Here is a 20,315-nt window from a genome sequence, read left to right on the forward strand (position 1 = left end):
CGCGTGATTTCGCCGCCCTGCCCGGCTTTTGTGCAACTACGCGAGCAGGTCGCGTCGGCAGGTGCACAACAAGGGTGCAGCCATGGGCACGCTTGTGCTCGAAAACCGTGCGCGTCCGGCCCGCTTTTCAGCAAGGGGCTGCGTGATACACTGCAACCCACTCTGCCTCAGGATAATTTCCATGCTCGCGCCCAAAGCTTTTCTCGACGCCCTGAGCGACCACGCATCCCGCCTGTTCAGTGGCGACACCACGCAGCCGCGTGCCGAACTCGAAAGCCAGTTCAAGGCTTTGCTGCAGTCCGGTTTCAGCAAACTGGACCTGGTCAGCCGCGAAGAATTCGATAGTCAGATGGTCGTCCTGGCGCGCACCCGTGCGCGGTTGGAGAGCCTGGAAGCCAAAGTCGCCGAGATGGAAGCCAAGGCCGCGCCCAAGGCCGACTGACATCAGGGTGCAGCACGTCGCTGGGGCGACTGCACCGCTTTGCGTCACTCCCAGGCATTGCCATTGAACATGCCATTGAACGGCAGGGACGTGCTTCGATGAACCGCAACGAGCTGCGCAAGGCCGATATCAACCTGATGGTGGTGTTCGAAGCGCTCATGCTCGAGCGCAACGTCACCCGCGTCGCGGAAAAGCTGTTCCTCGGCCAGCCCACCGTCAGCTCGGCGCTGAACCGGCTGCGCGCCCTGTTCAACGACCCTTTGTTCATCCGCATCGGCCATCGCATGGAGCCCACCGCGCGCGCCGAGGAAATCATCCGGCACCTCTCGCCCGCGCTGGACGCCATGTCCGTCGCGCTGAGCCTGACCCATGATTTCGACCCGACCGTAAGCACCATGACCTTCCGCATTGGGCTCTCCGACGACGTCGAGTTCGGCCTGCTGCCGCAGGTGCTGCGCGCCTTGCGCACCGAGGCGCCGAAAGTGGTGATCGTGGTGCAGCATGTGGATTACTGGCGCATCCCCGACCTGCTCGCGTCCGGCGACATCACCGTGGGCATCAGCCAGACCCGCGGCCTGCCGGCCAACGCCAAGCGCAAGCTGCTGCGCCGCATGCGCCCGCGCGTACTGCGCGCCGACAAGTCCGCCACACCGCTGACCCTGGACGAATACTGCTCACGCCCCCACGTGCTGGTGTCGCCCACCGCGCACACCAGCGGTATTGCGGACGAATGGCTGCAGGAAATCGGTCGCACACGCCAGGTGGTACTGTCGGTGCCCCAATTCAGCTCCCTCCCCGCGCTGCTCGCCGGCACCGACCTGCTCGCCGGCCTGCCCGACTACGCCGCAACCGCCATGGCCGCCCATGGCAATCTGTTCGACGAACCGCTGCCGTTCGATGCGCCCACCCTGGACCTGTCGATGGTGTGGTTGAGCATCACCGATACCGATCCGGCGGAGCGGTGGTTGCGGTCGCGGTTGGAGGCGTTCATGGGGGATCGGGGTGGGGTGGTGTAGGGATTGGACCCCGCCGAACTGTTTTCCGCACTGCCAGACAACCTTCCAGGCACAGCACCGCAACAGCAGCCCCGATGGCAATGTAGGTGGGCCATTGCGATACCTTTATGATCTCACCCAGCAATAGCGACGCGCACACCAGCAATACGGGTTCGACATAGGTCAGCAAACCGTACAGCGACAAGTTCAACTTGGGCGCAGACAGGGCGGAAAGTGCAAGAGCAGCCGCACTGATTGCACCTAGCCCGGCTATCAGCAATGGCAGATTAGAACCGACCGCCGTGCCATTGAAAAACGCACCTTGAGTGATGAAAAACAGACTGACCGGCAGGCTGATGCTCAGATCGAACCAGAGGCCACCCAGATTGTTGGTCCCAATGACTCTGCGTATGTAGTAATACATGGGGTAACCGATACACACCACAAACGCAGGCCAGGCAATTTCTCGAGCGGTCAGCAGCTCGTTGAATACCCCTGCCACTGCCAATGCACAGGCCAATAGCTGGAAACGGCTCAGCCTCTCCTTGAAAGCCCATCGCCCCACAAGCGCGGTGGTGATCGGCAGCAGAAAGTACCCGAGCGAGACGTCGAGTGCATGACCATTCACAGGCGCCCACATGAACAACCAAAGCTGAACGCTTAACAAGGCGGAAGAGAGCAAGCGTTTCGCCCAGAAAAGTCGCTCGCGTCGCAGCCTCGAAAAAATCGCCTTGACCTCGATCCAGTGTCCGGTGGTGATCAGCAAGACCGTCAAACAGGGCAACGTCAGTAGCGTTCGCCATCCATAGATTTCTTCTGCACCCAATGCCGTCAGCAGGCTGGTGTAGGCATACATGACGGCAAACAGCACCGAAGCCAGCACATTGAAAATGACGCCAAGCGCAGTCGCTTTGTTCGTGCTGACCATCATTGATGAACTACCCGCACGTAGGCGGAATTCATTGTGGAAGACTAATACGAACGACTTCAGCAAAATAACGGGCGCCCGTTACTAAGATGTCATCATTGAAGTCGTAACCGGAATTATGCAAAGGGGTTGCGCCTGTTTGGCCATCTGCACCATTACCGATGAATACGAAGCTTCCAGGTACATGTTGAATGAACGCACCGAAGTCTTCGGAAATCATCATTGGCAGGACGTCGGCATTCACCGCCTTGGCACCTACGACATTGCGCGCAGCGTTCACGGCAATAATCGTGTTGTCTTGCCAGTTTACAGTCGGTGCGAACTCATGAGTATATTCGAATTCACAGGTAGCACCATGAGCTGAGCAAATTCCCAGGCAGATTTCGCGCATGCGATTTTCCAGCAACTGCTGGACCTCGCTGCTGTAACTGCGCGTATCGCCCTTTATGGTTACATGGGTGGGAATAGCATTGCGGATACCGTCAGTGATGAACTCGGTACAGGAAATCACCGCAGGCAGACTTGGATCCAGATTTCGGGAAACGACTGTCTGCAATGCCAGGACAACTTCGGCGCCGATCACCAAAGGGTCTATACCCATATGAGGTCTGGCTGCATGTGTTCCTCTGCCCTTGATACGGATAACGAAGTTGTCTTCACTCGCCATGATCCCACCTACGCGCGTGGCAATATGCCCTGCCGGCATGCCTGGCATGTTGTGAGCACCGTAGATGGCGTCGACCGGAAAACGGTCGAACAGACCATCCGCCATCATTGCCTTGGCGCCACGCCCATGCTCCTCTGCCGGCTGGAAAATAAACCTCACGGTACCGCTGAACTCGCGCTCACGGCAGAGAAGTTCTGCGGCACCCAGAACCATGGCCATATGACCGTCATGACCACAGGCATGCATTTTCCCTGGCGTGCACGAGGCATGATCGCGTCCCCGCGCCTGTTCGGTGATGTTCAGCGCATCCATATCGGCGCGAAGGCCAATCACCCCAGAACCATTCCCGACCGTCAGGCTTGCGACCAAGCCTGTCCCTCCTATGCCTCGGTGAACGTAGAGACCCAAATCCGTGAGGATCTTTGCAACCTCATCTGACGTACTGAACTCTTCGAAGCCGGTTTCCGGATGGCGATGGAAAGTATGTCGCCACTGTTTGAGACGTTGCTCGAACGCCTGGCTATCACTCATGGTGTTCATGATTGGACTCCTTGGTTACTTGATTAATGAAAAGTCTCGATCCGTTGGCTGCACGAGCGATGCTGTGGCCGCAGACTCGCTGCCCTGCCAGGGCACGCTTTCACTCAGATAGGGAGTGCGATAGCCACTTCTGACCCCGATCCAATAGAAAGCCAAAGCCACAGCTGCCACGACCGCCATGTCCACACCTTCAGGCAGAATGCCGACCCCTCCAAAAGCTTCACTGCCGATGCAGGACACCAAGGCCATCACCGGCAGATAGCCAATCAACCAGATCGCAGCCCGAAGCTCCCGAGCAAACCCCAACCAGCCGCTTTTAGCCTGATAGTAGAAATAGATGGGTAGAGCACCGACGACCAGAAGAATGACCTGACCCGTCAGTGGCCAACGGGCCCAATACAGCACCAGGGATGCGCAGATAAAGGCAAAGGGCGCGATGATACTCATGCCCTTCAAGCGTAATGGCCGCTTGACCTCAGGCGCATGGATTCGCAATGACATCAAGCTGATCGGGCCGGTCAGAAAGGAAATGATCACAGCGACCGAGATGACGGCGGCCAGAGTGCCCCACCCTCGGAAAAAGAACAGAAAGATGAAGCTCACCGCCAGGTTCAGCCACATCGCCTGGCGCGGAACGCCATAAAGAGGATGAAGGGTGCCGAACATCTTGGGGAGTGTGTTGTTCTTCTCCATTGCGTAGACCATTCGGGCAGTGGTCGCGGTATAGATCGACCCTGTACCTGATGGACTCACGAATGCGTCCAGATAAAGCAGCATGGCCAGCCAGTTGAGGTTCAATGCCAGTGCGAGTTGCGCCAGCGGCGAATCGAAATTCAGGCTATGCCAGCCTGACGCGATGCTTTGCGGGCTCACCGCACCAATAAAGGCAACCTGGAGCGCCACATAGATGATCAAGGCGATTACCACCGAGCTGATCAATGCGAATGGAATGCTGCGCCCGGGATTGCGCGCTTCACCGGCAAGACTTACAGGACTTTGAAATCCGTTGTAGCTGAAAACGATTCCGCTGGCGGCTACAGCGGTAAAGACAGCTGACCATCCATAGGGAGCGAAGCTCGCTACCGAGCCATCACCGAAGTTTGTGGTGTTGAAGCTTGTGGACATCAGCGCCACCGCAGTCAGGGCCGGTACTACCAGCTTGAATACCGTGATGAATGTATTCGTTTTGACAAAAAGCTTTACGCCCCAGTAATTGAGACAGAAGTACACCAGCACCAACGCTGCACTCGCCACCAGCCCGCTGGTGGACAGCTCGCCTTGGTGCATCAGCGCTCTTGCCCAAGGAAATGACCAGGAGGCCATGTATTGAACCGAGGCAATGGCCTCGATGGGAATGACGGCAACGATTGAGATCCAGTTGGCCCATGCGGCCATGAAGCCCACGAGGGAGCCGTGGGAGTAACGGGCATATCGCACCATGCCACCGGACTCGGGAAACATGGCGCCCATTTCCGCGTAGGTAAGAGCGATCGCGAGTACGACTACGGCACCGATAATCCAAGCCAGGATCGCCGCTGGCCCGGCGATGGCTGAAGCATGCCAGGCACCAAAGAGCCAACCCGAACCGATGATCGAACCCAACCCTGTGAACATCAGCGACCAGGGACCGATATCGCGTTTTGTTTTATTCATGCTATCTCCAATTATTTTTTTTCTGCGGAGTCTCCAAGGCGCCGATACTCAGCGCCTGGATCAATCGACGACTTCGATCAGGCTGCAGATCTCCAAGCCTTTTGACGTTCAAGTACCGACGCATGGCTTTCACCCAGTAAATGTGCGTAGACACCCGGGGCAGTCGCACCCTCCGTACTGATCAACAGCACACGCGAATCAGCGGTGAGCCCGATGTCCGCCGCCTGGTTTTCACCCTTGACCAGCTGAATCAGGCCGGCCAGACCAGCGACGCTGGACTCGCCTGCAACTATGGGAATGTCCCGAGCGCTTCCCGCAGCGAGGCGGCGCATGGCCGAGACGGCTTGTTCGTCCTGGATGGTCATGAAGAAGTCGACACTGGACTCGAGGAAACGCCAGGCCAGTGGAGAGGTTTCGCCGCAGGCCAGACCGGCCATGACCGAGTCCACCGAACCCGTTGCCTTTGCAGGTTTGCCTTGAAGCGCACTTTGGTACAAGCAGTCAGCCTGGACTGGCTCGACCATGATGAACGTGGGTCGGGCTGCGCCATATTGCTCCCACATGTAGCTCACGACTCCAGCTGCTAGGCCGCCTACACCGCCCTGAAGGAATACATGAGTGAAGGCTGGCTCAGCAGCATCACCGGTTGTGGCGTCGATGATTTCGGCAGAAATCGTTCCATAGCCCTGCATCACATCACGCGGAATGATTTCGTAGCCTTCATAAGAGGTATCGGAGACGACAGTCCAACCGTTTGCAGTGGCCAGCGAGGCTGCCTTCTCGACCGATTCGTCATAGTTGCCCTCAATGCGAATGATCTTCGCACCATAAGCTGCAATGGCATCTTCACGCTCGACACTGACGTTCGCATGGAGAACGATGACGCAATGACAACCAATGCTTTGAGCGGCGGCGGCCAAGCCTTTGCCGTGGTTGCCGTCGGTGGCACTGATCACCGTGAAATCTGCCAGGTCATTGGCGTATCGCCCTTCCAGCAGCTGACGGGGATCGAAGTTGTGATCGGGGAAGGTTCTGAGGATCAGCCGAACCAATGCAATGGGGGCTCCCAGTGCCTTGAAGCTACCCAGTACCGAGCGCTCGGACTCGTCTTTGATACGAACCTCGGCCACACCCAGCTCTTGTGCCAAGTCAGGTAAAGAGTAGAGAGGTGTCGCCCCTGCATTCAAACGAGCCCATCCGGACAACCATTGGCCGCTCTCTTTGGCTTTGGCAATACTCATGACAGTTTTCAATGATTCCGGGTAGGGCTGACGGCGGGCTTGGGAATTGGCAACGAACATTCGGCGCTCCTTTTTGTAGGCAATATGGCGCCCGTGACGCTGAGTCGAATTTCAGCGAGCAGGGGGAAACAAAGGGGTCAAGGACGGTGCGAGGGAGCTATCTGTGATGCCGGGCCTGTTTCACCGACGTCGGAAGTGCTTTGGCCCCACTACCGGTTCCGCCTCGTCCTGTCGTTCTGATGAAATTCTATTAGCTTGCCCTGTATTAAATGCTTGATTTATGGACGGAGGATGAATTCCTATTACGCTTTTTGCAGGCTTTCCTTACCCTCATTACGGACGTGCTGAATGACACTCGACCGCTTCGATTTGGCATTACTCAATGCCGTACAACGCGACGCGACCATTTCGCAGCAGGACCTCGGTTCCAGGGTCAACTTGTCTTCCGCCGCTGTGAATAGACGGCTCAAGAAAATGACTAACGATGGGGTCATACGAGCTACCGTAGCCCAGGTCAGTCCGGAGATGTTGGGCTATACCTTGACTGTCATCGTCGAAGTGGAGGTGGAAAACGAGAGGCTGGATCTTCTGGACGAAATGAAGCGAACGTTCGTTGCATGTCCTCAAGTGCAACAGTGTTTCTACGTTGCCGGAGAGTGTGACTTTTTGCTGATCATGCTTGTAAAGGACATGGAGCAGTACACCCGGCTGACGCGCGATTTATTTTTTGAAAATAACAACGTCAAGCGATTCAAAACACTGATTTCGATGAGTAACGTAAAGACTGGGATGTTCGTACCGACCCAAGATTGAGCAGGTACCCAGGCCCGTAATGCCTGGCCTAAAAGCTTACGGATTCTTTATCGAAAATCGGCAGCGTCACATAACCTTGAAGGCAGCGGAGCCCGCGCAGACTCCAGCGCGCTGATGAGCGGAACGCTGAAAAATAGTGGAGGCGGGGCCATTTCCGGTTCATATTTTCTAGGCGATTAACGCATGTTTTAAAAAAATCCTGGCTGCGTTAAGAAAATCTGGCCAAAGACAGTGGGCAAAATGGGAAATCTGGTGGTTACGCCCATTTGATCGATGCGATGGGCATGAAGGCTATCGGGGTAAGGAAGCCTGCGCTCGTTCAACCTGTCACCCGTATTGAGCGGATCAATGGCGCACTTGCAGTGCCACAGGCGGTTGCACCGGAGGCTGGGGATTTTCTCGCCCACATCATCTTTGCCCTCAAACATGAGGGCGTGAACCCGTCTATTTTGGCGCAGTGTCCGTAGCACCCTGAATCACTTCACCACTGGCATACCCGCCCCCATCCACTACCCTCGCACCACCACCGCAGGAAGCGGTTCATCTTTCAACGCATGGAGCACGCATGTCTCTCGCTATCGTTCACAGCCGGGCTCAGGTGGGTGTGGGTGCGCCTGCGGTCACGGTCGAGGCGCATCTGGCCAATGGGCTGCCAGCGCTGACCCTGGTGGGGTTGCCGGAGGCATCGGTCAAGGAGAGCAAGGATCGGGTGCGCAGCGCGATCCTCAATTCGGGGCTTGAGTTTCCGGCGCGGCGGATCACGTTGAACCTGGCGCCGGCGGATCTTCCGAAAGACGGCGGGCGATTCGATCTGGCCATTGCGCTGGGAATCCTGGCGGGCAGTGGGCAGATTCCGGCGATCACCCTGGATAATGTGGAGTGCCTGGGCGAACTGGCGCTCTCAGGTGCCGTGCGGCCGGTGCAGGGTGTGTTGCCCGCTGCCCTCGCCGCCCGCGACGCGGGACGCACGCTGATCGTGCCCAGGGATAACGCCGAAGAGGCGGCGCTGGCCTCGAACCTGACGGTGATTGCTGCGGACGATTTGATGCAGTTGGTCAGTCACTTCAACGGGCGCAACCCGATCAGCCCCTTCAATGCCAATGGGCTGCTGCTGGTGAGCAAGCCTTATCCGGACCTGAGCGAGGTGCAGGGTCAGGTCGCGGCCAAGCGCGCGTTGCTGGTGGCCGCCGCTGGCGCGCACAACCTTTTGTTCAGTGGCCCACCGGGAACAGGCAAGACCTTGCTCGCCAGTCGATTGCCCGGATTGCTGCCGCCGCTGGACGAGCGCGAAGCGCTGGAGGTAGCGGCCATTCAGTCGGTAGCCAGCCATGTGCCGCTGAAGAATTGGCCGCAGCGGCCCTTTCGGCATCCCCATCATTCGGCATCGGGTGCGGCGCTGGTGGGCGGCGGTAGTCGGCCGCAGCCAGGGGAAATCACCCTGGCGCACCATGGCGTGCTGTTTCTCGATGAATTGCCGGAGTTCGACAGGAAGGTGCTGGAGGTCTTGCGCGAACCCTTGGAGAGCGGCGAGATCGTGATTGCGCGGGCGCGGGACAAGATTCGTTTTCCTGCGCGGTTTCAGTTGGTGGCGGCGATGAATCCGTGCCCCTGCGGGTATCTGGGTGACCCCAGCGGCAAATGCCAGTGCGGCAGCGATCAGATCCAGCGGTACCGCAACAAGCTGTCCGGGCCGTTGCTGGATCGGATCGATCTGCATCTCACGGTGGCGCGGGAGGCGACGGCCCTGAGTCATGAGCCACAGGCGGGGGAAAACACAGCCAGTGCCGCCACCAAGGTGGCCGAGGCGCGTGAGTTGCAGAATCGACGTCAGGGTTGTGCCAACGCGTTTCTCGATCTGCCGGGGTTACGCGAGCATTGCAGGTTGTCGTCCGAGGACGAGCGCTGGTTGGAAACCGCGTGTGAGCGGTTGACGCTGTCGCTGCGCGCAGCGCATCGATTGTTGAAGGTGGCCCGCACCTTGGCGGATCTCGAGCAGGCGAAAGATATCGAGCGGGCGCATGTTGCGGAAGCGTTGCAGTATCGGCCTTCAGCGCAGTGAGCCGTGGCGGGAGATGTGCAGTGGAGCCAGAAGCATGATTGCGTTTCAGCAGGCCAATCGGGGATACCGCCGACGCGGCTTGCACCGCTGCTACAGGGGATCGGGCATTCATGCATTACCGCGTCGGCGGTGGGTGCGGTGTATCTGTCGGTTACAGAACGACGCGCAGGACTTGGCCGGCGTGGTAGAGGGAGAAGCCGGTTTCGTAGACTCCGGTACGCAAACCAGGCGCCGACACCGGTTTATCCGCGCAGAACGGCAGTGGCAGTTTGTCGGCCTGCCCATGCAACAAGAACTGCGCCAAGGCTTTGCCCACGACGGTGCCGGTGGTGTTGCCGCGGCCGTTGTAGCCGGTCACCGACACCAGCCCTGGAGCGGGTTCGAACAGGCGCATCAGGTGGTCGGGGGTGAAGTCGATGCAGCCGGTCCAGTGCATTTCCCAGTCGACCTTGCCCAGTTGCGGGAAGTAATGGGTCTGGATACGGTCCGCCCAGCGGCGGATGAACCAGGCGGGTTTGTTGTCCACCCGGCCCATGCTGCCGAGCAACAGACGGCCGTCGTCGTCGCGGCGGATGCTGCTCAGCACCAGGCGGGTATCCCAGGAGCCTTGCCCATGTTTGAGCACGGCATCGGCGGCTGTCGAATGCAGGGGCTTGGAAGCGACCTGATAGTAGTAGCCGCGGAAGAATTGGCCGCGCAGGTTGCACCAGTCGCCTTCGGTGTAGGCACCAGTGGAAATCAGCACTTTGTCGGCGTTGACTTCGCCCTTGGCGGTCTTCACCAGCCAGCCCCCGGCTTGTTGTTCCAGACCCAGTACCGGCGAGTGCTGGAACACCTGCCCGCCCAGACGCTGAACCGCCGCGCCCAGGCCACGGGTGTAGGCCATGGGGTTGATGGTGCCGGCGCGGCGGTCGAGCAGGGCCGCTTCGATCTTTTCGGTGCCGCAGTAGTCGACGCATTGCGCCCCGGTGAGCAGCTCCACGTCAGCGCCCCGCCGCTGCCATTGCTCGCAGCGCGATTTCAGGTCAGCCACGCCATTGGCGTTGTGAGCCATGTGCAAGGTGCCGTCGTTGTGGGCCTGGCAGTCGATGCCATAGCGTTCGATCAGCGCGAAGACTTCGGCCGGCGCCCCGCCGAGCACGGTGTTGAGGCGGCCGCCCACGGCACTGCCCAAGGTCTGCTCGACTTCGTCGGGCGGGATCCAGGTGCCAGCGTTGACCAACCCGACATTGCGCCCCGAGCCGCCCGTGCCGATTTCACTGGCATCGAGCAGCACCACGCGCTTGCCCTGCTCCAGTAATTCGATGGCCGCGCACAACCCGGTGATACCGCCGCCGATCACGCAGACATCCGCCTTTACCGCACTGGCCAGAGCCGCCGTGTGAGGGGGCCTGGCGGTGATGTGTTCCCAAAGACATTGTTGCCGTAGTTCGCTCATGACTCATTCCAAGCCAGGGAAATCGGGTTCGGACCGCGCCGTCGTCATCGCAGGCAGAGCCCGCTCCCACAGGGATATCCATTGCAGCAAAGATCCCTGTGGGAGCGGGTTCTACCCGCGATAGCGCCAGCCCCGCCACCACATCACTCAACCATCAATCAATCAAACACGATGCCCTGGGCCAGCGGCAGCTCGCACGAGTAGTTGACGGTGTTGGTCTGGCGGCGCATGTAGGCTTTCCAGGCATCGGAGCCGGATTCGCGGCCGCCACCGGTTTCCTTCTCGCCACCGAAAGCGCCACCGATTTCCGCACCACTGGTGCCGATGTTGACGTTGGCGATGCCACAGTCGCTGCCGGCCGCGCTCTGGAAACGCTCGGCTTCGCGCAGGTCGGTGGTGAAGATGCACGAGGACAGGCCCTGTGGCACTTCGTTGTTCAGGCGCAGGGCCTCGTCGAAGTCTTCGTAGCTCAAGACATACAGGATCGGCGCGAAGGTTTCGTGGCGCACCACGTCCGACTGCCCCGGCATTTCGACGATGGCCGGGGCCACGTAGTAGGCGTTCGGGTATTGATCGGCCAGTTGACGCTCGCCGCCGAACACTTCGCCACCCTCGTCACGTGCCTTGGCCAGGGCACCCTGCATGGCGTCGAAGGATGGCTTGTCGATCAGGGGGCCGACCAGGTTGTCCTTGCGCGGATCGCCGATACGCACCTTGGCGTAAGCCGCCTTGACCCGAGCGAGCACTTCGTCCTTGATCGAGCTGTGCACGATCACCCGGCGCAATGTGGTGCAGCGCTGGCCTGCGGTGCCCACGGCACTGAACAGGATGCCGCGCACGGCCAGGTCGAGGTCGGCGCTGGGGGCGAGGATCATGGCGTTGTTGCCGCCCAGTTCGAGGATGCTGCGGCCGAAGCGCGCGGCGACCCGTGGTCCGACTTCGCGGCCCATGCGGGTGCTGCCGGTGGCACTGACCAGCGCGACGCGTGGGTCGTCGACCAGAGCTTCGCCGGCTTCGCGATCACCGATGATCAGTTGAGCCAGGCCCTTGGGTGCATCGCCGAACTGCTCCAGGGCCTTGTCGAACAGTGCCTGGCAGGCCAGCGCGGTCAGCGGGGTCTTTTCCGACGGTTTCCAGATCACCGAATCACCGGCCACCAGGGCCAGGGCGGTGTTCCACGCCCACACCGCCACCGGGAAGTTGAACGCGCTGATGACGCCCACCACACCCAGCGGCTGCCAGGTTTCACGCATGTGGTGGCCAGGGCGCTCGGAGGCGATGGTCAGACCGTACAGTTGACGAGACAGGCCGACGGCGAAATCGCAGATGTCGATCATTTCCTGCACTTCACCCAGGCCTTCCTGAGTGATCTTGCCGGCTTCGATCGACACCAGCTCGCCGAGCTGGGCCTTGTGGGCGCGCAGGACTTCACCGAAAAGTCGGACCAGCTCGCCGCGACGCGGTGCCGGCACGGTGCGCCAGGCCAGGAACGCCTCGTGCCCCAGAGCGATCTTGTCGACGACCTGCGCCTTGGATTCCAGGCTCACCGAGGCGATCTGGCTGCCATCGATCGGGGTATGCACGGGATGGTTGCCATCCTTGAATGCACTCGCCGCAACACCCAGGCTTTCGAGCAGGCCATCGACCATTGTTTTCTCCTCACAAGGCTTTAACGATAAGAACGAATTGAGATCAGTATTAATCCGCGGGCCAGACCACCACAACGGAGCAATATTCCATATATCATTCCCTCACCTCATGACCTTGCGCCGATGCCTCCATGTCAAAACGCCTTGTTCCTTCGATGACGGCCCTGCAGTGTTTCGAAGCGGCCGCCCGCCACCTGAGCTTCACCCGCGCGGCGGAAGAACTGCACCTGACCCAGAGTGCGGTCAGCAAGCAGGTCGCACAGCTCGAAGACATGTTGCGCCATCACCTGTTCCTGCGCATTCGCCGACGCCTGCAGCTGACCCCGGCGGGCTCGCTGTACCTGGCCGAGGTGAACAAGATCCTCACCCAGGTGGACATTTCCAGCCGCTACATCTTGTCCTACGGCGACGAAACCGAAGTGCTGACCGTGGCCACCCAGCCCAGCTTCGGCGTGGGTTGGCTGATCCCCAAGCTCAAGGGTTTCGGCAAGGCGCACCCCAATATCCATCTGGACATCCGCAACGAGCTGGAGCCGTTCGCGTTGCTGCAGGCCAAGGCGGACGTGGGTTTCTTCTTCGGCCAGGGCACCTGGCCCGGGGCGACCTGCATCGAGCTGTTCGACGATCAGGTGGTGCCGGTCTGCGCACCCGACCTGCTCGACCAGCCGTTGAGCAACGCCGAGCAACTGGCCGAGCAGGTGCTGATGCAATGCACGTCGCGGCCCGAAGCGTGGCACGAGTGGTTTCTGGAGCAGGGCCTGAGCGCCCAGAACAGTTACCACGGTCCCCGTTTCGATACCTTCTACATGTGCCTGAGCGCAGCGCTTGCCGGCTGTGGCGTGGCGCTGGTGCCGCGTTATCTGGTGGAGAACCACCTGGCCAACGGCGATCTGGTCATGCCCTGGCCGCACACCATGAGCAGCCAGGGCGCGCACTTCGTGGCGTTTGCCGAGCATGCGGCGGAAGTCCCGAAAGTGCGTGCGCTGGTCGACTGGATCCTCGAGCAGGTCCCGTCTTGACAAGGCAGGCTGATCGGCCGCGATGCCGACTTGCAGGAATGACCCCCGCACTTTTTTTCGCTTGATCGTTCAGGTCATTCCCCGCTTTCATACTCCCAGCCCTTTGCGCCTGGAGTCCGCCATGCCCTTCGTCAGTCCCGACCAGACCCGTGCCGCGTTTTCCCGCGCCATGTCCGAGATGTACAAGAAAGAAGTGCCGTTGTACGGCGACTTGATGAGCCTGGTCGGCGAGGTCAATCGTCAGTGCCTCGAGCAACAGCCGGAGCTGGGCCGATCCCTGGCCCGTACCGGCGAGATCGAGCGCCTGGATGCCGAGCGCCATGGCGCGATTCGGGTCGGCACCGCTGCGGAACTGGCGACCATCGCCCGCCTGTTCGCGGTCATGGGCATGCAGCCGGTGGGTTACTACGACCTGACGTCGGCGGGGGTACCGGTGCACTCGACGGCCTTTCGGGCGGTCCACGAACAGTCACTGCAAGTGAGCCCCTTTCGCGTGTTCACCTCGCTGCTGCGCCTGGAGCTGATCGAAGACGTTGCGCTACGCGAACAGGCCCGGCAACTGTTGGAACAGCGGCAGATCTTCACCCAGCCGTGCCTGGTGTTGATCGAGCGCTTCGAGCGTGATGGCGGCCTCGATCAGGCCAGCTCCGACGCCTTCGTCGAGCAGGCCCTGGAAACCTTCCGCTGGCACCACGACGCCACGGTGACCGCAGCCCAGTATCAAAGCCTGCACGACGCCCATCGCCTGATCGCCGACGTGGTGGCCTTCAAGGGGCCGCACATCAATCACCTGACGCCACGCACGCTGGACATCGATAGGGTGCAGGCACTGATGCCCGCTCGCGGGATCACGCCCAAGGCCGTGATCGAAGGGCCGCCGCCACGTCGTCATGCCATTCTGCTGCGTCAGACCAGCTTCAAGGCGTTGCAGGAAAAAGTCGCGTTCACTGACTCAACGGCTGGCGCCGAAGGCAGCCACACCGCGCGCTTCGGCGAGATCGAGCAACGCGGCGCGGCACTGACGCCCAAGGGACGCGAACTGTACGACCGCCTGCTGAACGCTTCGCGCACCGCACTGGCCGGGTTTCCCAGCGAGACCAACGCCTCGGACTACATGCGCCTTCTGGGTGAGCAGTTCGGTGAGTTTCCCGATGACCTGATGCAGATGCGCGAGCAGGACCTGGCGTTCTTCCGCTACTTCGCCAGCGGCCAGCCGAGTGCGGGCGAAACCACACTGCAGGGGCTGCTGGACAATGGTGCCATCCGCTGCGAGCCGTTGGTGTACGAAGACTTCCTACCAGTCAGCGCTGCCGGCATCTTTCAGTCCAATCTGGGCGACGATGCCCAGGCCGAATACGGTCTGGGGTCGAGCCAGGAGGCATTTCATCAGGCCTTGGGCCGCACGGTGCTCGATGAGCTCGCGCTGTACGCCCAGACCCAGCAGCGGTCGCTGGACGACTGCGCTCGCGCACTGGGCCTCCCCTCGCTAGGCTGATTCTGCCGCTAGCGGGCGCCGCCCACCCGGAAGCGATTCACTTCCTGACGCAGCTCCGCCGCCAGCCCTTCCAGCTCGCGAGCGGTCTGCGCCAGGTTGGAGACCACCTCGCGCTGCTCGCCATTGGTCATGGCAATGCTCTGCAGGTTGCTGCTGAGCATGGTGGCCGTGCTGCTCTGCTCCTGGGTCGCGGTGCTGATCGCATCGAACTGATGCCCCGCCGACCGGCTCTGCTCGTCGATCTGGGCGAGCGCCTGGGCGACCTTGGCGTTGCGGGTCAGGCCTTCGCGCATCAGCACGTTGCCCTGGTCCATGGTGCTGATGGCGTTGGCGGTTTCCTTCTGGATGCTGCCGATCATGCCGGAGATTTCGTCGGTGGCCTGGCGCGTGCGCGAGGCCAGGCTGCGCACCTCGTCGGCGACCACGGCGAAGCCACGGCCCTGCTCACCGGCACGGGCGGCTTCGATGGCAGCGTTGAGGGCCAGCAGATTGGTCTGCTCGGCAATCGAGGTGATCACCCCGACGATGCCGCCGATTTCCTGCGAGCGCTGCCCCAGGGTGTTGATGACCCCAGCGGTGCTGTTCAGGGCGCCGGCAATCTGTTCCAGCGAATTGGATGCCTCGTCCATCGAGGCGCGGCCGATGCGGGTCTGCTGGGCGTTGTCCTGGGCCAGACGCTGGGTGTGGCCCATGTTGTCGGCGATGTCCAGGGACGTCGCACTGAATTCCTCGACAGCGCCGGCCATGCTGGAAATCTCGCCGGACTGGTGTTCCATGCCTTCATAAGCACCCGCCGACAGGCTCGACAACGTTTGCGCGCGGCTGCTGACTTCATGGGCGGCATTGCGAATGTGCACCACCATGTTCGACAGGGCTTCGCCCATATGGTTGAAACTGCTGGCCAGCTGGCCGATCTCGTCGTGGCTGGACACCTTCAGACGGGCATCCAGATCGCCCGCACCCAGCGCTTCGGCCTGGCGCACCAGTTCACCCAGCGGCCGCAGCTTGCTGCGCAACAGCCAGATCGCTGCACCCACCGCGATCAGCATCGCCAGCAGGCTGCCGATCGCCAGTTGAGTGCCGACGTTCCAGGTCACGGCATTGATTTCGGCCTTGGGCATGCTCGCCACCACACTCCAGGGTCCCCCGGCGAACGTCACTGCTTCGGAGAAGATATCCTGCTTGCCGTCGTTCCACAGCCGGCCCTTGCCATCCAGACGTGCTAGATCGGCCAGGGTCTTGGCCGCGGCGTCCGGTTCGTTGACGTTGGCCGGCGGCACCAACCAGCGGTTCTGCTCGTCGAGCAGGGCCAGGGAGCCGGTCTCGCCGATACGGAAGCGTTGCAGGTTGGCGAACTGGGTATTTTGCGCATCGGTGTAGTCGAAACCGACGAAGAGCACTGCAATTACCTGGCCCGAGCCATCGCGCACCGGGGTGTATTGAGTAATGTAGGAGCGTTCGAATAGAACCGCGCGACCGATGTAGTTCTGGCCGTCGAGCAAGCGCTTGTAGGCAGGATGAGCATGGTCGAGCACGGTGCCGATGGCGCGGCTGCCGTCCTGCTTGGTCAGCGAGGTGCTGATGCGCACGAATTCGCTGCCGCTGCGCACGAAGACCGTGGCAACGCCCGCGGTAAGCTGCTTGAAGTCGTCAACTTCCGTGAAATCGTTGTTCAGCGTCTGGCTGCCCAGACGCAGGCTTGGCGTCTGCTGGTTGCCCACGGTGACCTGCGTGCTCGGGTCCACGCTCAGTCCCCCGGCGAAGCGCTTCTCGAAGAGCCCGCTCAAGCGCTGAGTGCTGTCGCGCAAGGTGCTGTGAAACGTGCTGAGCTGGTCGGCCAGCAACCTCGCCTCGCTGGCCATGTGCTGCTCGCGAATGGCCAGGTTGGCGATGTCCAGTGAGCGCAAGGCGAAGGCCGTACTACCGGTGATGACGATCGCGAGAATCACGGCCAAGGCGATGCCCAGTTGCGTGGCGATACGAGCGCGAGGTTGCGACATGTGAAGCTCCTGAGAATCGTGTGCGTGGCAGCAGTGCCAGGGATGGTCCAGACCTGTCGAGCACTCGCCATCCTTGATCTTATTGGTACTGCTACATCGGCGATCCGAACGAATACTTGAGCACGATACTGCGGCATGGCCGGCACAGGTACATTTGCGTTGCGCTGCCACAAGGCCGAGAATCCACCGTCCCATCCCCCCGCTGACCGAGCTTCATCATGCATGCCTCCATCCGTATCGAACTTCGAGCCCTGCTTCGGCTGGCGGGGCCGCTGATCGCCTCGCAACTGGCGCACATGCTGATGGTCCTGACCGACACCTTGATGATGGCGCGCCTGAGCCCCGAGGCGTTGGCCGGCGGCGGCCTGGGGGCGGCCAGCTATTCCTTCGTGTCGATCTTCTGCATCGGCGTGATCGCTGCGGTCGGTACGCTGGTGTCGATCCGCAAGGGTGCCGACGACCAGCAAGGCGTGGCCCGCCTGACCCAGGCCGGGCTGTGGCTGGCCTGGGGCATGGCGGCCGTGGCGGCCGTGCTGCTGTGGAACCTGGGGCCGGTGCTGTCCATGCTCGGGCAGACCCCGGCCAACGTCGCCTTCGCTACCCAGTTCCTCCTGCTGCTGCCGTTCGCCTTGCCGGGCAACCTGAGCTTCATGGCGCTGCGCGGCTTTACCGCCGCGCTGGGTCGCGCCACGCCGGTGATGGTCATCAGCATCATCGCCACCGTGGCCAACTACCTGCTCAACCACGCGTTCATCGAAGGCATGTTCGGCTTGCCCAAGCTCGGTCTGGTGGGGATCGGCATGGTCACGGCAATCATCAGCACGCTGATGGCGATTGCCCTGGCCCTGTACATTCGCTTTCACCGTGCCTATGCACCCTACCCGCTGCTCAAGGGGCTGGCCCGGCCAAACCTGAACGCCCTGCGCGAGTTGTGGCGGCTGGGCCTGCCGATCGGCGGCACCTATGCCGTGGAGGTCGGCCTGTTCGCCTTCGCCGCGCTGTGCATCGGCACCATGGGCACCACGCCGCTGGCTGCGCACCAGATCGCCCTGCAGATCATTTCGGTGGCCTTCATGGTGCCGGCGGGCATGTCCTATGCGGTGACCATGCGCATCGGCCAGCACTACGGCGCCGGGCACCTGCTGGCCGCGCGCTTGGCCGGGCGGGTCGGCATCAGCCTCGGCGCCGTGGTGATGCTGGGCTTCGCCCTGCTGTTCTGGCTCGCGCCGGGGCCTTTGGTTGGGGTGTTTCTGGACCGCTCCGATCCGGCCTTCCACGGTGTCATCGAGCTGGCCATCAGTCTGCTGGCCGTGGCGGCCTGGTTCGAGATGTTCGATGGCATCCAGACCATCGCCATGGGGGCCATTCGTGGCCTCAAGGACGCCAAGACCACCTTTCTGGTCGGGCTGTTCTGCTACTGGGCGATCGGTGCGCCCGCGGCCTGGAGCCTGGCGTTCCACTTCCAGCTCGGCGCGGTGGGCGTCTGGTGGGGGTTGGCGCTGGGTCTGCTGTGTTCGGCCGTTACCCTGACCCTGGCGTTCGAGTGGCGCATGCGTCGATTGCGCCGGCTGGCCACGCCTACGGCGCTGGCGACCTGACGGCCTGAGCCTGGCCGAAACGCAGGAATGCCTGCAGCTGCTCCAGGGGCAAGGGCTGACTGATCAGATAGCCCTGCACCTGGTCGCAGCCGAAATCGCGCAGCAACGCCAACTGCTCGGGCGTCTCGACGCCCTCGGCCACGACGTTCAGGTCCAGGTTGTGCGCCAGGTTGATCATGGCGTGCACCAGCTTGCTGTTTTCAGGACGTTGCTCCATACCGCTGACGAAGCTCTTGTCGATCTTGAGCAAGGCGATCGGCAGGCTGCTGAGGTGGACGAACGAAGAGAAGCCGGTGCCGAAATCGTCGAGGGAAAAGCGCACGCCCAGACGGCCCAACGCGTCCATGGTCTGCTTGACCAGATCGTTGCGGCGCATGACCGCGGTTTCGGTGAGTTCGAACTCCAGCCAGCCGGCATCGATGCCGCGCTCGGCGATCAACCGTCCCAGGGTGCTGAGCAACTGGCTGTCCTGAAACTGCCGGAACGACAGATTGATCGCCATGTGCAAGGGTTCGAAGCCGCTTTCGCGCAAGGTCTGCATGTCGCGCAAGGCCCGTGCGATGACCCAGTAGCCCATCGGCACGATCAACCCGCTCTGCTCGGCCAGCGGCACGAACTCGCCGGGTGCGAGCACGCCACGTTCGCGATGCCTCCACCGCACCAGGGCCTCGAGACCGACGATGGTATTGCCGCTCAGGTCCAGCCGTGGCTGGTAGTGCAGTTCCAGCTCGTCACGCCGCAGGGCGCGGCGCAGCTCGCTTTCGAGGTCGGCCAGGCTGCGCGCATGGCGGTTGATGCGTTCGTTGAACAGATGGTAGCTGCAGCCCTGGGTGCTTTTGGCCTGCTGCATGGCGATGTGCGCGTGCCACATCAGCGGGTCGGCACCGGCGCCGGCGCGGGCATGGGCGATGCCCAGGCTGCAGCCGATCAGCAGGCTCTCGCCATCGACGTAATAGGGTTCGGCCATGGCCTCGATGATGTTGGCCGCCAGGCGCTCGGCCCGTGATGGGTCGCGGCGGGTGTCGAGCAACAGGGCGAACTCGTCGCTGCCCAGGCGGGCCACCTGATCGCCCGCTTCCAGCTGCTTCTTAAGGCGTGCCACCACCTGCAGGATCAGCCGATCGCCGGCCTGGTGTCCCAGCGCATCGTTGGCATGGCGGAAGTTGTCCATGTCCAGGTGGCCCAGGGCAACGCCACGGCCTTCCTGTTCGGCCAGGCGGGCGGTGAGCAGAGTCTGGAAACCGGGACGGTTGGCGATGCCGGTCAAGGGATCCTGTTCGGCCAGGCGTTGCAGGGTGTCCTGCAGCACGCCGCGTTCGCGCGCATGGCGCAGGCAGCGGCGCAACGTATCGCTGTTGAGCTCGCCCAGTACCAGCCAGTCGCTGGCGCCGGGCGGCGGTTGCGCAGGCTCCTCGGTGAGCAGCAGCACCACCGGCAGCGCGCAGCGCCCGGGTGCCGGCAGCCGCTCGGGGGTCGCCAGCAACAGGGTGCCGGCCTGATTGTCGAACTGCCCGGCCACCGTGTCCCAGGATGACGCTTCGATCAACGTGGCCACATCGCCCAGGGGCGCCAGGCACTCGCGCAACGACGTGGCCCAGGTGCGATCCTGGGCCAGCAGCAACAGCCGCGCGGGTTCGACAGGCGTAGACAAACGAGCTCCTTGGGACAGTTTCACAGTCATTCGATAGCGCTTAAAAACGGCCTCGGCAACAGCTCGGGCCAGACCCAATCCAAAGTACGTGTCAACGTGTAACCACATCCTGCTGCAAAGTCGACAA

The 20,315-nt window shown here is 61.7% G+C and carries 15 protein-coding genes; 7 read left to right on the plus strand and 8 right to left on the minus strand.

The genetic code is table 11. The features are described from left to right. The first annotated feature begins 181 nt into the window (after positions 1 to 181). The gene (locus QMX89_RS15990) at positions 182 to 442 is read left to right on the plus strand and encodes an accessory factor UbiK family protein (protein ID WP_282348922.1); all 261 of its coding nucleotides are present in this window, start codon (positions 182 to 184) and stop codon (positions 440 to 442) included. A 98-nt stretch (positions 443 to 540) separates the two neighbouring features. After that, entirely contained in the window at positions 541 to 1,458 is a 918-nt protein-coding gene (locus QMX89_RS15995) for a LysR family transcriptional regulator (RefSeq protein WP_049860332.1), read from the plus strand. Here the strand turns inward: QMX89_RS15995 and rarD are convergent. From rarD to QMX89_RS16015, 4 genes are all read right to left on the minus strand, one after another. Beyond that, positions 1,430 to 2,368, minus strand: coding sequence for an EamA family transporter RarD (rarD, locus tag QMX89_RS16000; RefSeq protein WP_349012722.1), 939 nt, complete (start codon positions 2,366 to 2,368; stop codon positions 1,430 to 1,432). The two genes, QMX89_RS15995 and rarD, sit on opposite strands and share 29 nt — an antisense overlap. 28 nt (positions 2,369 to 2,396) lie before the next feature. After that, the gene (locus QMX89_RS16005; protein ID WP_282348923.1) at positions 2,397 to 3,572 is read right to left on the minus strand and encodes a M20 aminoacylase family protein; all 1,176 of its coding nucleotides are present in this window, start codon (positions 3,570 to 3,572) and stop codon (positions 2,397 to 2,399) included. Between the two features lie 15 nt (positions 3,573 to 3,587). Next, entirely contained in the window at positions 3,588 to 5,225 is a 1,638-nt protein-coding gene (locus tag QMX89_RS16010; protein ID WP_282348924.1) for an APC family permease, read from the minus strand. A 77-nt stretch (positions 5,226 to 5,302) separates the two neighbouring features. Continuing rightward, the gene (locus tag QMX89_RS16015) at positions 5,303 to 6,526 is read right to left on the minus strand and encodes a diaminopropionate ammonia-lyase (RefSeq protein WP_282348925.1); all 1,224 of its coding nucleotides are present in this window, start codon (positions 6,524 to 6,526) and stop codon (positions 5,303 to 5,305) included. 288 nt (positions 6,527 to 6,814) lie between these two features. Here QMX89_RS16015 and QMX89_RS16020 point away from each other — a divergent pair, with 288 nt between their 5' ends. Together QMX89_RS16020 and QMX89_RS16025 are read left to right on the plus strand one after the other, a co-directional pair. Next, on the plus strand, positions 6,815 to 7,279 hold the full coding sequence (locus QMX89_RS16020) for an Lrp/AsnC family transcriptional regulator (protein WP_282348927.1): 465 nt from the start codon (positions 6,815 to 6,817) through the stop codon (positions 7,277 to 7,279). A gap of 565 nt (positions 7,280 to 7,844) precedes the next feature. Further along, positions 7,845 to 9,338: a YifB family Mg chelatase-like AAA ATPase gene (locus QMX89_RS16025; protein WP_134722051.1), complete on the plus strand. Its 1,494-nt coding sequence runs from the start codon at positions 7,845 to 7,847 to the stop codon at positions 9,336 to 9,338. A 151-nt stretch (positions 9,339 to 9,489) separates the two neighbouring features. Here QMX89_RS16025 and QMX89_RS16030 read toward each other — a convergent pair whose 3' ends face one another. Together QMX89_RS16030 and QMX89_RS16035 are read right to left on the minus strand one after the other, a co-directional pair. After that, positions 9,490 to 10,776, minus strand: a complete 1,287-nt coding sequence (locus QMX89_RS16030) for an FAD-binding oxidoreductase (RefSeq protein WP_282348930.1) — start codon at positions 10,774 to 10,776, stop codon at positions 9,490 to 9,492. A gap of 158 nt (positions 10,777 to 10,934) precedes the next feature. Beyond that, entirely contained in the window at positions 10,935 to 12,425 is a 1,491-nt protein-coding gene (locus QMX89_RS16035) for an aldehyde dehydrogenase family protein (RefSeq protein WP_282348931.1), read from the minus strand. 131 nt (positions 12,426 to 12,556) lie between these two features. Here QMX89_RS16035 and QMX89_RS16040 point away from each other — a divergent pair, with 131 nt between their 5' ends. Both QMX89_RS16040 and QMX89_RS16045 read left to right on the plus strand, forming a co-directional pair. Continuing rightward, positions 12,557 to 13,444 (plus strand): LysR substrate-binding domain-containing protein, encoded by an 888-nt coding sequence (locus QMX89_RS16040; RefSeq protein ID WP_282348932.1) that lies wholly within the window; start codon positions 12,557 to 12,559, stop codon positions 13,442 to 13,444. 121 nt (positions 13,445 to 13,565) lie between these two features. Further along, the gene (locus tag QMX89_RS16045; protein WP_282348933.1) at positions 13,566 to 14,939 is read left to right on the plus strand and encodes a VOC family protein; all 1,374 of its coding nucleotides are present in this window, start codon (positions 13,566 to 13,568) and stop codon (positions 14,937 to 14,939) included. An 8-nt stretch (positions 14,940 to 14,947) separates the two neighbouring features. On the opposite strand, the gene QMX89_RS16050 is transcribed toward QMX89_RS16045, so the two are convergent. Further along, the gene (locus tag QMX89_RS16050; RefSeq protein WP_282348934.1) at positions 14,948 to 16,939 is read right to left on the minus strand and encodes a methyl-accepting chemotaxis protein; all 1,992 of its coding nucleotides are present in this window, start codon (positions 16,937 to 16,939) and stop codon (positions 14,948 to 14,950) included. Between the two features lie 218 nt (positions 16,940 to 17,157). On the opposite strand from QMX89_RS16050, the gene QMX89_RS16055 reads away from it, so the two are divergent. Further along, entirely contained in the window at positions 17,158 to 18,537 is a 1,380-nt protein-coding gene (locus QMX89_RS16055) for a NorM family multidrug efflux MATE transporter (RefSeq protein ID WP_192000339.1), read from the plus strand. On the opposite strand, the gene QMX89_RS16060 is transcribed toward QMX89_RS16055, so the two are convergent. After that, entirely contained in the window at positions 18,518 to 20,188 is a 1,671-nt protein-coding gene (locus tag QMX89_RS16060) for a bifunctional diguanylate cyclase/phosphodiesterase (protein WP_282348936.1), read from the minus strand. The genes QMX89_RS16055 and QMX89_RS16060 overlap by 20 nt on opposite strands. Positions 20,189 to 20,315 lie beyond the last annotated feature (127 nt).

Origin of the sequence: Pseudomonas sp. PS01301 (assembly GCF_029960215.1) — a bacterium.
Taxonomy (GTDB): Bacteria; Pseudomonadota; Gammaproteobacteria; order Pseudomonadales; family Pseudomonadaceae; genus Aquipseudomonas; species Aquipseudomonas coleopterorum.

Coding starts and splice junctions, on each gene's coding strand:
- QMX89_RS16025 (WP_134722051.1), top strand. CDS start 7,845: ATGTCTCTCGCTATCGTTCACAGCCGGGCTCAGGTGGGTGTGGGTGCG.
- QMX89_RS16010 (WP_282348924.1), bottom strand. CDS start 5,225: ATGAATAAAACAAAACGCGATATCGGTCCCTGGTCGCTGATGTTCACA.
- QMX89_RS16030 (WP_282348930.1), bottom strand. CDS start 10,776: ATGAGCGAACTACGGCAACAATGTCTTTGGGAACACATCACCGCCAGG.
- rarD (WP_349012722.1), bottom strand. CDS start 2,368: ATGATGGTCAGCACGAACAAAGCGACTGCGCTTGGCGTCATTTTCAAT.
- QMX89_RS16035 (WP_282348931.1), bottom strand. CDS start 12,425: ATGGTCGATGGCCTGCTCGAAAGCCTGGGTGTTGCGGCGAGTGCATTC.
- QMX89_RS16045 (WP_282348933.1), top strand. CDS start 13,566: ATGCCCTTCGTCAGTCCCGACCAGACCCGTGCCGCGTTTTCCCGCGCC.
- QMX89_RS16040 (WP_282348932.1), top strand. CDS start 12,557: ATGTCAAAACGCCTTGTTCCTTCGATGACGGCCCTGCAGTGTTTCGAA.
- QMX89_RS16005 (WP_282348923.1), bottom strand. CDS start 3,572: ATGAACACCATGAGTGATAGCCAGGCGTTCGAGCAACGTCTCAAACAG.
- QMX89_RS15995 (WP_049860332.1), top strand. CDS start 541: ATGAACCGCAACGAGCTGCGCAAGGCCGATATCAACCTGATGGTGGTG.
- QMX89_RS15990 (WP_282348922.1), top strand. CDS start 182: ATGCTCGCGCCCAAAGCTTTTCTCGACGCCCTGAGCGACCACGCATCC.
- QMX89_RS16055 (WP_192000339.1), top strand. CDS start 17,158: ATGCATGCCTCCATCCGTATCGAACTTCGAGCCCTGCTTCGGCTGGCG.
- QMX89_RS16050 (WP_282348934.1), bottom strand. CDS start 16,939: ATGTCGCAACCTCGCGCTCGTATCGCCACGCAACTGGGCATCGCCTTG.
- QMX89_RS16020 (WP_282348927.1), top strand. CDS start 6,815: ATGACACTCGACCGCTTCGATTTGGCATTACTCAATGCCGTACAACGC.
- QMX89_RS16015 (WP_282348925.1), bottom strand. CDS start 6,526: ATGTTCGTTGCCAATTCCCAAGCCCGCCGTCAGCCCTACCCGGAATCA.